The sequence below is a fragment of the Candidatus Endolissoclinum faulkneri L5 genome (assembly GCF_000510265.1).
In the GTDB taxonomy this organism is placed as follows: Bacteria; Pseudomonadota; Alphaproteobacteria; order Thalassobaculales; family Thalassobaculaceae; genus Thalassobaculum; species Thalassobaculum faulkneri_A.
The window spans coordinates 34,705-47,152 of sequence record NZ_CP006745.1 but is presented as its reverse complement, the minus strand read 5'-3'; the positions used below and the strand labels follow the sequence as shown (position 1 = coordinate 47,152).

General features: G+C 34.3%; 8 protein-coding genes. 2 read left to right on the top strand and 6 right to left on the bottom strand.

Annotated features, from left to right (window positions below):
• Positions 1-2: 2 nt before the first annotated feature.
• The 3 genes from secF to yajC are packed head-to-tail and all read right to left on the bottom strand — an operon-like array spanning position 3 to position 2,936.
• Positions 3-911 (bottom strand): protein translocase subunit SecF, encoded by a 909-nt coding sequence (secF, locus tag P856_RS00165; RefSeq protein ID WP_025300171.1) that lies wholly within the window; start codon positions 909-911, stop codon positions 3-5.
• 6 nt (positions 912-917) lie between these two features.
• Complete coding sequence (gene secD / locus P856_RS00160) at positions 918-2,462, bottom strand: protein translocase subunit SecD (RefSeq protein WP_025300170.1); 1,545 nt, start codon at positions 2,460-2,462, stop codon at positions 918-920.
• A gap of 57 nt (positions 2,463-2,519) precedes the next feature.
• The gene (yajC, locus tag P856_RS00155) at positions 2,520-2,936 is read right to left on the bottom strand and encodes a preprotein translocase subunit YajC (protein WP_025300169.1); all 417 of its coding nucleotides are present in this window, start codon (positions 2,934-2,936) and stop codon (positions 2,520-2,522) included.
• 1,278 nt (positions 2,937-4,214) lie between these two features.
• On the opposite strand from yajC, the gene P856_RS00150 reads away from it, so the two are divergent.
• The gene (locus P856_RS00150; protein WP_052323018.1) at positions 4,215-4,829 is read left to right on the top strand and encodes a flavin reductase family protein; all 615 of its coding nucleotides are present in this window, start codon (positions 4,215-4,217) and stop codon (positions 4,827-4,829) included.
• An 828-nt stretch (positions 4,830-5,657) separates the two neighbouring features.
• Here the strand turns inward: P856_RS00150 and P856_RS00145 are convergent.
• The 3 genes from P856_RS00145 to P856_RS00135 all read right to left on the bottom strand — a co-directional run bounded on the left by P856_RS00145 (position 5,658) and on the right by P856_RS00135 (position 10,532).
• Positions 5,658-6,410 carry a pyridoxine 5'-phosphate synthase gene (locus tag P856_RS00145; protein WP_025300167.1) on the bottom strand — a complete coding sequence of 251 codons (753 nt, stop codon included), beginning with the start codon at positions 6,408-6,410 and terminating at the stop codon, positions 5,658-5,660.
• 1,214 nt (positions 6,411-7,624) lie between these two features.
• The gene (locus tag P856_RS00140) at positions 7,625-8,617 is read right to left on the bottom strand and encodes an RluA family pseudouridine synthase (protein ID WP_025300166.1); all 993 of its coding nucleotides are present in this window, start codon (positions 8,615-8,617) and stop codon (positions 7,625-7,627) included.
• A gap of 619 nt (positions 8,618-9,236) precedes the next feature.
• Positions 9,237-10,532 (bottom strand): replication-associated recombination protein A, encoded by a 1,296-nt coding sequence (locus P856_RS00135; RefSeq protein ID WP_025300165.1) that lies wholly within the window; start codon positions 10,530-10,532, stop codon positions 9,237-9,239.
• A gap of 832 nt (positions 10,533-11,364) precedes the next feature.
• On the opposite strand from P856_RS00135, the gene proC reads away from it, so the two are divergent.
• Entirely contained in the window at positions 11,365-12,204 is an 840-nt protein-coding gene (proC, locus tag P856_RS00130) for a pyrroline-5-carboxylate reductase (protein ID WP_025300164.1), read from the top strand.
• Positions 12,205-12,448: the final 244 nt, after the last annotated feature.

The following is a 12,448-nucleotide window of genomic DNA, read 5'->3' as shown; positions in this document are numbered from 1 at the left end:
CTCTAGCTACTGGCTATCCTTTTATCACACACACCAGTGTATAAAAGTAGTGGCGCGGCTATGAAGATGGATGAATAAGTACCTACAGATATCCCCCAAATCATTGCAAGTGCAAAATCTGTTAATCCAGCACCTCCAAAAAAATACACGCTGGCTAGCGCTAATAATGTAGTAAATGAAGTTGTAGTAGTTCGCGATAATGTTTCATTAATAGATAATTCTAACAGCTTAGATAGTGACATATTTTTGTACAGCTGTAGGTTTTCTCGCACTCGGTCATAGATCACTACAGTATCATTGATAGATGAACCAGCTATCGCCAACAATGCAGCAACCGTTGATGTATTAAATTCGTGTTCGATCAGAGAAAATAAACCTATAGTCAAAATTATATCATGAACCAGTGCTAAAATAGCGCATAAGCCAAATTGCCATTCAAAGCAAAACCATATATAAATCATGATTGACAATAAAGCCAAGACTATAGCCAATACAGCAGCATTAATCATCTCTCTGCCAACAGTTGGACCGACAAACTCAGTTCTGCGAAACTTAATATTGGACGGCATCACCTGCCGTATCTTCTTAATAGTATTGGTTTGTTCATTTTTATCGCTTCCTTGATAAGGGACACGAATCAATATCGCGCGCTCTGCACTGAACTCCTGCAAAATAACTCCACCTAATCCAAGTTTATTTAAGTCTGAACGAAGCTGAGCGATATCAGTTGAATCGTTAATTTCTACTTCGACTACTAATCCACCCTTGAAGTCGATGCCAAAACTCAGCCCAATGCTAAATATCGCAAAAATCGAGCCTATTAACATCATAGCCGACAGTAAAAAAGTGACTAAATGGTATTTAATAAATGGAATATTTGAGTTCGAAGGAACGATACGAAGCAGCTTCATCTAGAGTTAAATAGGTAGCCTAGTCGGCCTACAATATCGCACCCAGCCAACAATGAACATTCGCGTAATCATAATAGCTGTAAACATAGATGTAACGATACCGATACTTAAAGTTACGGCAAATCCCCTTATTGTACCTGATCCAAGTGCAAAAAGAAACAGAGCAGCCAATAAAGTTGTTACATTGCTGTCTACAATAGCTTTTAAAGCACGCCTGTAGCCAGCATCTAAAACTTGGAGAAGATGCTGGCTACCAGCTTTATTTTCATCGCGCATTCGCTCAAAAATAAGCACATTAGCATCTACTGCCATGCCAATAGTCAACACAATACCTACTATACCAGGCAGCGTCAGAGTAGACTGTAAAGCTGACAATGCACCAAAAATTAAAATAATATTAAAAAATAGAGCAACATTAGCAAATAGTCCAAACAAACCGTAAAAACCTATCATAAAAGTAACAATTAAAATTAGACTAATTACAGCTGCTGTCCTACCTGCATTAACTGAATCCAGACCCAAGCCAGGACCGATCGAGCGCTCTTCTAATACTTTTAGTGGTGCAGGTAACGCACCCGCACGTAACAACAAGGCAAGTTCATTTGCTTCCTGAACAGTAAAATCTCCACTGATTTGGGCAGAACCACCAAGAATCGGTTCGCGTATCACCGGAGCAGAAATCACTTTTCGATCTAGTACTATAGCAAATGGCTTTCCTACATTTTCTGTGGTTGCCCTTGCAAAATTATAACTGCCAGAACTATCAAAACGGATAGTAACTGTGGACTGATGATTTTGATCAAAGGAAGGTTTAGCATCTAGTAAATTTTCACCGCTAACCAACACTCGACGATCTATCGCAATATTACCACCCTTTAACATAGGCAGAGTAAGTATACTCGAAAATTGCTGATTAGCTTCACGGCCGATAGCAACTAAATGAAAAGTCAGTTTAGCAGTTTTACCGATTAAGTTCTTGACCGTTTCTGGTTCATTGACACCAGGAACTTGAATAAGTATTCTATTGATGCCCTGACGCTGGATTAAAGGCTCACGCGTACCTGTTTCATCTATTCGACGACGCAAAATCTCGATGGATTTCTGCGTCGCGTTAATCTTAATTTGGCGAATTGTTTTCTTCTGTATCGATAGTAAAATGTTATTACTATTCTTATCAATTATCAAGTCACTACTAAGACTATTGGTAATTTTTTGCACAACTGTTTTATCTATCTGACTAAGCAAAGTGAACCTAATAACATTGTCACGTATTCCTAAACCAACATAGCCAACTTTTGCATCACGTAAAACTTGACGAACAGATCCCAAGATAGATTCTAATCGCTCTTGAATGAGAACATTAGCATCAACCTCCAATAACAAGTGGACTCCACCCCGAAGATCAAGTCCAAGGTTAATCTGCTTGCCTGGAAAACCTATTGGCAATCCAGCACCAATTTTTCTATCCATGAGGTTAGGCATTGCATACACGATCCCAATCAAGCAAACAAACATAGCAATGATCGCATTCCAAGCTTTAAACTGCATCATGAGTAAATTCTACGATAATCTTTTATTGATGTACAACACCTGGCAAATCAAAAAATTTTAAATTTTATTTCCATCAATCATTGCCGAAAGTGAATCAGCTTCAGTTATTTTTGTTGTAGTTCTAGCATTGATTTCATCTTTATTAGGATAAACATCCGCCAACTCGTTTCTTCCTCTAACTTCTGCCAGCATTGAACGTAAAATCTGTACACGCACACCATGAGCAATCTCAACAGTTAACATATCACTTGTGATATTAGCCTTAGTAACTATACCAATCAAACCACCGTTACTAATCACTTGATCTCCTCGATGTACATTCGCGACCATTGCCTTATGCTGTTTAATGCGTTTTTGCTGCGGACGAATCAATAGGAAATAAAATACCGCAAAAATAAGAATTAGAGGTAGAATTTGGATAACATATGCAATACTACCGTCGAAAGAATGCGCGTAAGCTGTCGAGATGAGCATAAGCAATTCTCCTCAAATTGCGTTCGGTCGCTTCTATTGCAGAACATAAAGCGGAACGAAATTGCTGAAATTAAGTTTTATAGTGGCGTAAAAATAACGATGCGATAATTTAAAACGACTCACTTAATAAGTAACAAATACACCTAGATGAACTGCACTGTAATACATTAATATAATTTTTAAACCCATGATTATAGCTAACTAGAAAGTGCTATTTAGATTTAGCATAGATTACTAATTATTCTCTTAGAGTTCAACAAGACTAAACAATGCAAAATCCATTAGTATTAATATACAACACTAATGATTCTTCTGCAATTACATCTGTCACATCGTTTTCATTAATATCTTAGTTGATTTACTCTACAAAAGAGCTAAATTAAACTTTTTAGTAATTAGGAGGCTTCCTAATATTACTCTCATATGATGTGTTTTATCTTAGAGCTAGCATGTATAGCTTTCTAAATTCATAAACCTAGGCTAGCATTTTTACTATAAAAATAAGTATACAAATAATTAGTTACCTACCACTACTTACGAAGTTAAGACCTGTCAGGTAAATAAAATTTAGAATTATGAAAAATATTCATTATATCAAAAGATATTATCTGATTTGATTGTATTAAATTTTAACGGTTTTTAATTATCTTTATCAGATCATTAGTTTAATTTTGTCTATAAGTTAATAGGTTTATCAAGAAGATGAATAAAAATAAATTTACAGTGGTAAACTAATTGTTCTTCGGTAATATACTTATGCTAATTGTTCTTCGGTAATATACTTATATAATAATCGCGGCACGTAAGATCCATCTAGTTTATAAAAGCTATATCTTCGCTACGATAATAACAAATATTGCTCTTAATGTAAGAGCAATATTTGTTATTATAAATCAGCGATTAGAGTAGCAGGAAAGTCGATGTATATAAAAAAAATCTATGAGATAAACACCTTAAAAATCAAGGTATTTTGCCTTAACTTCATTATACACAGGCACATACCACTCAATTCGTACTACACTAGTAAGCTTATTGAATGATGGGATGAATTATACTAGCGCATAAAAAGAGAATAAATAAAGAATTCTTGACATACACAAACTAGAAATAAAATGACTTTTAAGTGTATATAATAGCCACTCCTTAGCTATAAGTAGTTTGTATCACATTTATGATGATCACTCAATATATTTAAAAATTATTTTTACTCTCTCATTATCGAATAAGATATAGTGAATAGCCAGCAAACCGTCAGTATAGATTACGCTAGGAAAAAACATGATTTTTTACGAACCCGGACAACACAAAGAACACGGATTTAGTCAAGATCCATTTAAAGCTTTCTGCAGTCCACGACCAATTGGATGGATTGGTTCGATCGATAATCATCGTCGTACAAATCTTGCCCCATACAGCTTTTTTAATGCTATGGCTTCGAATCCTCCTCAAATAATATTTGGAAGTGGTAGTCGGCGGGATGGAAGTAAAAAAGACAGTCAGCGCAATATAGAAGATACAGGTCAGTTTACTCTTAGTATTGTTGGCCATGCACTTAAAGAAGACATGAATGCTACTTCTATTGCCCTGCCTTACGGCGAAAGCGAATTTGAATCGATTGGAATAGAGGGTGCAGCTTCGCACCTTGTAAAGCCGCTTTGGGTTGCTAAAGCGCCGATCGCATTTGAGTGCGTTTATCGCCAAACAATTGACATGGAAAGCTGGGATAGTACGCAAAAAAACTACGCGTTGATCGGGACAGTAATCGGTATTCATGTTTCTGAGGAGGTAATCGTCAATGGCAAAGCAGATGTAACTTTGTGGCAACCAATTTCGCGACTAGGTTACTACGATTATGCTACAATCACTGAAGTATTTGAAATGCTTCGCCCATAAAGGGAAAATTGTAGATAAAATAAAAACATATTATGATTAATATAGAACAATCCACTTAACCTTCAGTAGCTTTAATTAAAAAGCAAGTTATTTATGTTTTATTTACTAATATGTGATCTCATCCGTGTATGCAATACCCAAGAGATCAAATTATTAAGGTGCTATAATGTTAGATTAACAAACATATCCAATAACTTTGCTATTATCTACAATATAATTAGCACGAATTTAATCTAAAAAAATCTAGATATAGTTTCATAATTTACGCAAAAATATACTCTTACACTTTAGCAAAAACAGAACAGTGGGTGAACAATAATTTAAGTACATCTAAAAAATTATATATTATTTAATTTTTCTACTATATAACATTGACATTAGTTAGCTGTTTTGCTCTATCTTCAGATATTTTTGTTTTTCTGGATATTTATTCCTAAATAAACAACAAAGATCAAAGTAGCTCTTCGGCGATCGGTCAAATAGTTTTTGAATTTAATGATAGTTATAATCAATACTAAAAATGATTTTATTATATTTATAAAAGTTGAGTATCTCTATAAAAACACTACGATGAAATCTAATTTCTTTACTGGAAATTAGTCAATATAGCAATTTTGCTATGATTTTTTTTTTGCATAGAACTATTCTGTTAGAATTACAACGAAAAATAATCTAAAGTAAATAAAGCGTACACGAACTGAAACATGTTTTTTTTGAATTTACAATTATTGCTTTAAGAGGATCTCTTGATAATAATTTAGAATAAAATAGTCCTGATGATATTCATCAAATAAATGACTTACTTAAAATATATTTAATTAAATAGCTTTACGATATGGTATTTGCTAGTACAAGTCTATCCTTATAAGCTTGTACAACCTCTTCTAGACCCATCCATAATGCTTCACCAATAAAGTGGTGCCCTATAGAAACTTCGTCTAGCCAGGGTACAGATTTTACTAAAGTAGGCAAATTTTTTAGCGTTAGATCATGCCCAGCATTAACACCAAGACCGCAATTACGCGCAGCCTTGGCAGTATCGACAATTGTCTTAAGAACTGATGCATTTTGTGGCGTACGAAACGTATTAAAATAATAACCAGTATAAATCTCGATCCGATCAGAACCTATTTTAGCTATTTCCTCAACAAAATTTGGCACAGCATCAGAAAATAATGAAACTCGACAACCTATATTTTTTAGCTCAGTAACTATAGGAAAGAGAAAACTATTTTGATTTAGTAAATTCCAGCCATGATCTGATGTTAGTTGATCTGGTGAATCAGGCACCAAAGTTACCTGATTTGGTTTAATTCGTTTAACAAGACTTAAAAAACGTGCATTCGGATATCCCTCTATGTTAAACTCCTTTTTGTTGTAGTTTGCTTCTTCCATTAACTCAGCCAAATCTAACACATCTTGCTCACGAATATGGCGTGCATCAGGCCGTGGATGGATAGTAATACCAGCAGCCCCTGCATCTAGCACTGTACGAGCTGCACGCACTACAGATGGGTAATTATATGTACGAGTATTACGAAGAGTAGCTACCTTGTTAAGATTAACACTAAGTGCAATCATGCTAACTCCAAAAAATATCACTGCTATCTTGCTATAATTAGCAAGATAGCAGTGATATTAAATATCTGCTAATTTAATTCTTCTTCTTTGTGAAGAAAATCTAAGTTTTAGAAAAGCTTGCAACTCTGCAAATAATAATCCTAGGCTATATTCTAATATAGCCTAGGATTATTCATCGAATCAATTATTGCGGTATTTTTTATTCAAATAAACCAAATCTTATTGAATTAATAGCACAACGATACCTTCAATTTTTCGTTATCATTTTTATAAGTCCAATAAACAGCATAATAGTAATAATTAATCCACCAATCAAAATAATCATTTTGTATTCACTAATTACTATAAAGATATTTCTACCAATCTTCGCTAAAATAAACTTATAGTAATTCTTGCTATATTCTACAACTAAATTTATAGCTTAAATGATAGCTATTAAAATATATAATTTATAACTAATGAATATATAGCTAATAGCAATTTTTAATGTAAATTTTTAAAATCACCTTTTAAATCTTAACAAACGCTCATTGCCTTGAATAGGTAGCTACGGCACGATTATTACTAGAGGAAAATAAAATACTTTATTTTAAAGGCACCATATAGAAACTACATATATTGAGTCTAACAAAGCGTATTCGGTAAGTATTAATATTCTGTGTTAACCCTTGCTGAAGTACATTACTAAAAATTACTTAGTAGTAATTAAAGTTGTCTAAAGCTAAAGATAAAAATCATCTAAAAAATATTAAAATTCTTACTTACAATAAACAAAAAATATTTTATTATTATTATATATATTTGCTTATTAACATTATTGTAAAATATACCCCATCACTTGTATTAATTATTTACACTCAGTAATTGTATTTTGAAATAACCCAAATAATTATTTTAGCATTCATTAAACTTATGAGTATAAGATACTATAAAAACATTTTATATCATTGTAATATCTGAACAATAACTCCGTTTAATAAGCGTGTAAGTATTCGACACTACTCAGATTCAAAACTTGAATATTGTTATATAACAACAAGCTTAAATTATTATTAAGGATGAAAGACTATGAGTTTAGCATAATATTTCTATTCATTGACAAATATTATCAATCTGATATGAAATCTCAGATTGATCGAAACAATATCACAATACTAATAACTATATATTCATGCTATGTTAATAAAAAACACAAACCTATAAACCAAATACAATCAACAACCAAAAAAGCTGAATGGTAATTTATATCTCTCTGGTTTTACCCCAAAAAAGTGCAAAGACCTCATCATGTGATCTCGCAAAGGAGCAGTTACTTCTAGCTTACCTCCACCATAACTCGGAATACGAATAGCCCAGGCATGTAGGTGTATATTTTTACTAACTAAGTCATTCCTCAAGAAAGCTTTTGCACCTCCATACTTACGATCTCCAAGAATAGGTGTGCCTATAGCCGCCATATGCACTCTAAGCTGATGAGTGCGACCTGTAACAGGGAAAAGAGCGACAAGAGTTACGTGGCAGGATAACTTTTCTAGAGTAACATAACGAGTAAAGGCGGATTTGCCATTCTCTTGAACTATCATCATCTTTTCACGTACCTTGTTAAGTACTTTAGCAATAGGCAGATTGATCCGACCAAATGTAGGCTGGGGCTCTCCCATTACTAATGCTAAATAAATCTTTATCGCCGATTTGGCACGAAAAACATTAATCAAGCGTCGAGCAGCACTGCGTTGACGAGCTAAGATAAGTACACCTGAGGTGTACTTATCTAAACGATGCACTAGTCTTGGCCTTTCATTTGCTTCGAAACGAAGCATGTCAAGTGCTCCATCCACATGCTTAGTAAGCCCTGAACCACCCTGCACTGCAAGCCCGGCTGGTTTATTAATTGCAATTATTTCTTCATCACGATACAGCACAGATTTAACTAGTTTATCTCCAGTCATAACATCTTGTTGAAATGGTTTAGTAGAGTGACTTTCATATATTACTCCATTAAATAATGAAGGTATACGTATTGTTTGGCCTAGCATCAAGCGATAGTTTACTTTCGCGCGCCTGCCATCAACACGGATTTGACCTGTACGCAATAGTTTAGAGATTTTACCGTGTGGAATAGTGGGAAAATGTTTACTAAACCAGCGGTCTAACCGCTGATCGACTTCATCAATCGTCACCGTACGAATTTCTATATACCAACTCATAAAAATGTTTCGCTTTACTATGCTTAACTTAAAAGTTAATTTATCAAGGTGTAAAATAACTAATACATTAGATTGGCTTACTTAACACAAAATGCTATTGCATAAAAAATCACGCAGAACGCAAGAATAACTACCATTATTATTCAGTAGCGCTACTTTACGTATTTTAATATTTTAGATACAAGAGTTGTATTTATCTAGTCTGCTAAGATACAGTAACTTTATCTTATAATTTTTTATTTTAATCGACAATTATTTCTACAACAACTTAACCCGATAAAAGTTTTATCGCTAAATTGTTCACATGAAGTAATAAGTTTAATTAACACGCAATAATATTAATTAATCTATAAATTTAATGTTTTTAATAAAATGATTTTTTGCAAGGAATTCTGAATATTATCAATGACAAAACATAAATAATTAGAACAGTAGCAGACCGATTAGGCCATAAAAGCAACAAAGCAATCATATATTCCACTTGTATATCTAGATAGATCTTGCGCTATTGACTTCATTGACTATGCAGCTTCTAGTCATTACTAATACTATTAAACCCCTCCAAAAGGAGGGGTTTAATAGTATTAGTCTGTTTGTTTAAAGTAACAGGTTATTAAGGTCACTTATTCTGGCGTTTGCAACGCAAGTTATCAAAATAAGCTAATCTATTGCTGATCTCTAGCTCGAAGCCAACTTTTACAGGATTATAAAAACGCTGACGAACCATTCCATCTGGAAAGTAATTCTGACCAGAAAAAGCATTCTCTACGTCATGATCGTAAGAGCAACCTACCCCATACGACAATTCTCTCTTTAATCTAGTAGATGAATTAAGAATATGCTTTGGAGGCATTAGCGAATGTGTTTGTTGTGCTGAGTGCTTAGCAGCTTCGTGAGCTTTATACGTAGCATTTGATTTAATTGCGGTCGCAAGATGTACAACAAGATAACTAATCACTAGATCACCTTCTGGTGAACCAAGTCGATTATAGGCATCCCAGCAAGCAATAGCAGTGGTGATAGCTGTGGGATCGGCCATACCTACATCCTCCACAGCAAAGCGCGTAAGTCTACGCAAAATATATGCTGCATCCTTGCCATTTCTAAGCATACGTGCTAACCAATACAATGCCGCATTTGGATCTGATCCACGCATTGACTTATGCAACGCGCTGATCAAATTGTACCGCTCTTCTCGGTTTTTTTTACAGCCGACTGAAACATGAGATTGTAGCCTTGATATAATTCCAGAGGAATCTAACGGCTGATTCGGAGAAAGCTCAAATACTTCTTCAATCATGTTCAATAAACAACGGCCATCGCCATTAGAGATTGCTCGCAAAGCGGCTTTACCATCCTCAGTTACAGGTAGTTTTCTTCCCTCGTCTTGAACAGCACGACTGAGCAATAAATCTAAAGCAGCATCATCAAGTTGATGAAGTACAAAAACTTGAACGCGAGAAAGAAGCGCTGCGCTGAGTTCAAAACTAGGATTTTCTGTTGTAGCCCCAACTAGGGTAACTACACCATCCTCTATTACGGGAAGCAAAGAGTCCTGCTGAACTCTATTAAAACGGTGAATCTCATCAATAAATAACAAAATACCTTTGTTCCCAGAAGCACGCAAATCTCGAGCTTTTGTAAACACTTTCTTTATGTCGGAAATACCAGAAAACACAGCTGACAGTGACATAAATTCCAATCCAACTTCTTTTGAAAGCAACAAACCGATTGTGGTTTTTCCACATCCGGGCGGACCCCACATAATCATTGAGGCCAAACGTCCTTTGGCTAGCATACCGCTAATTAGGCCTGATTGACCCAGTAGATGATCCTGACCGACCACTTCATCTAGTTGTTTTGGACGCAATCGATCAGCAAGCGAACAAATAAATTGGTTTTTGAGGAAGCTCATAAAGAAGATTTTATCTTAATGTTAGAATAACCATCAGTTTGATAAGCAACCATGGCTCAACGCTGATTAACTTTACTGCCGATACACTCATTAAAATTGCTATTTATTCTCACGATTAAAAAGCCCTACTTGCATAAGACATTACACTTTTATCGGTAACATTACATAAAAACATCATAATTTTGTATAATAGAATTAAGTTTAATTAATAATTTGTTGCATAATTCATTTTCTTTTGTGTTTAATAAAGAATCTGCAATTGTAATTCTACGACTATAGTAGAATCCAAATTAAATCCTAATAGTTTATCCAAATAAACTATTAATTAGCTAGAAATATCTAGCTGTCCTTAAACTCACGGTGATGATTACAGCATTTTGCTTAAAGTGTTAAGAGATACTTTAAGCTATCGCCAATTAGTAATATAAAACAATATGATGCAAGAAGCACTTTATTGAATCTAAATCGATATTTATAGTAACGTCGCGCTAAAATTAATTTTACGGTTTTTTATTTATAGAAGGCTAACCTTGTTCTTTTACCGACAATCAGAGTTAAATCACCAAAATGATTTTTACTTGCAATACATTGAAATATAGCGCTAATAATCCACAAACTATTCTCACTAGTCACGTTAATTACTAAACTCATAGTTTTTTTGTTAAAATCCAATCTAGCCTACAAATTAAATATTTAACTAAATCAAATTTATCAAGATTGCAAAGTAACAAAAGGCAACTAAAAGAACTATAATTTACTAATTTTAATCAAAATAAACTGATAGCTTTATTGCTTTTTATATATTTAAGTCTATTACAAAATAGTTTTACTTATGCGCTCAATAAATAAAATATTTAATTCACTATTACTAATAGGCTGCGGCAGAATGGGTAAAGCATTGTTGACTGGATTGCTAGAAAAAGGTCTAACAGCTGATAATATTCATATCGTGGATCCTAATACTCAAGATTTAGAGATTCTATCTCAGCGCTACAGCGTCAAAATTTATCCTCGAGTTGAAGAAATACCGGAACATTTTGTACCAGCTCTCGTGATCATGGCCGTGAAACCACAAATGATGAACAAAGCAATAGTGTCATTGGTGAAATTTACCCATTTAGGAGCCTGTTTTCTTTCCGTAGCAGCAGGTAAAACCATCAGTTATTTTGAAAATAAACTTGGCAATACTATACCGATTGTGCGTGCAATGCCAAATATTGCGTCTACGATTGGGCGTGGAATAACAGCCTATTTTGCTAATTGTAATGTCGCAAGTAATCAAAAAATCCAAATAAGACAATTGCTTGAAACAGTCGGTGAAGCGATCGAAGTTAATAACGAAGAGCAAATTAATGCTGTCACTGCTCTTTCGGGTGGTGGACCAGCCTATGTCTTTTTGTTAATCGAAACCCTTGCAAAAGCCGGTGTGAAATCAGGCTTACCAGAGAAAATGGCTATGCAATTAGCGCGCACGACAGTTATCGGCTCTTGTGAGTTATTGATACGAGAGTCCTCTCAAGAAGTTTCACAATTACGTCTTAACGTCACTAGTCCAGGCGGCACGACAGCAGAAGCCTTAAAAATATTAATGGCCGATCTCACAGGCATTCAGCCCATTTTCAACACTGCTATCGCTGCAGCTACTGCACGCTCAAAAATTCTTGATTATTAGGATAATATGTTAAGTTTTTTATCTTGGATACGTCGGCCTCTTGATTTTAAGTTATATATTGATTCTGATATAATGCGATAATTTAAACTAGCAGCAATCGTTGCCTTAATACTACATGGCAATTCATGTTTAGTTTTAAAATTAATTATTAAAAATCTTTTTGTTGATTGACAGAGGTTTCAAGATATTAGAATTAAGGTTAGTTATTGCTCCAGCATTTGAAATTTTGGATAGCTAATTAATC

Bases quoted from the DNA above. Each gene is read 5' to 3' on its own strand.
- P856_RS00150 (WP_052323018.1), top strand. From the start codon at position 4,215: ATGATTTTTTACGAACCCGGACAACACAAAGAACACGGATTTAGTCAA.
- P856_RS00145 (WP_025300167.1), bottom strand. From the start codon at position 6,410: ATGATTGCACTTAGTGTTAATCTTAACAAGGTAGCTACTCTTCGTAAT.
- secD (WP_025300170.1), bottom strand. From the start codon at position 2,462: ATGATGCAGTTTAAAGCTTGGAATGCGATCATTGCTATGTTTGTTTGC.
- P856_RS00135 (WP_025300165.1), bottom strand. From the start codon at position 10,532: ATGAGCTTCCTCAAAAACCAATTTATTTGTTCGCTTGCTGATCGATTG.
- proC (WP_025300164.1), top strand. From the start codon at position 11,365: ATGCGCTCAATAAATAAAATATTTAATTCACTATTACTAATAGGCTGC.
- secF (WP_025300171.1), bottom strand. From the start codon at position 911: ATGAAGCTGCTTCGTATCGTTCCTTCGAACTCAAATATTCCATTTATT.
- yajC (WP_025300169.1), bottom strand. From the start codon at position 2,936: ATGCTCATCTCGACAGCTTACGCGCATTCTTTCGACGGTAGTATTGCA.
- P856_RS00140 (WP_025300166.1), bottom strand. From the start codon at position 8,617: ATGAGTTGGTATATAGAAATTCGTACGGTGACGATTGATGAAGTCGAT.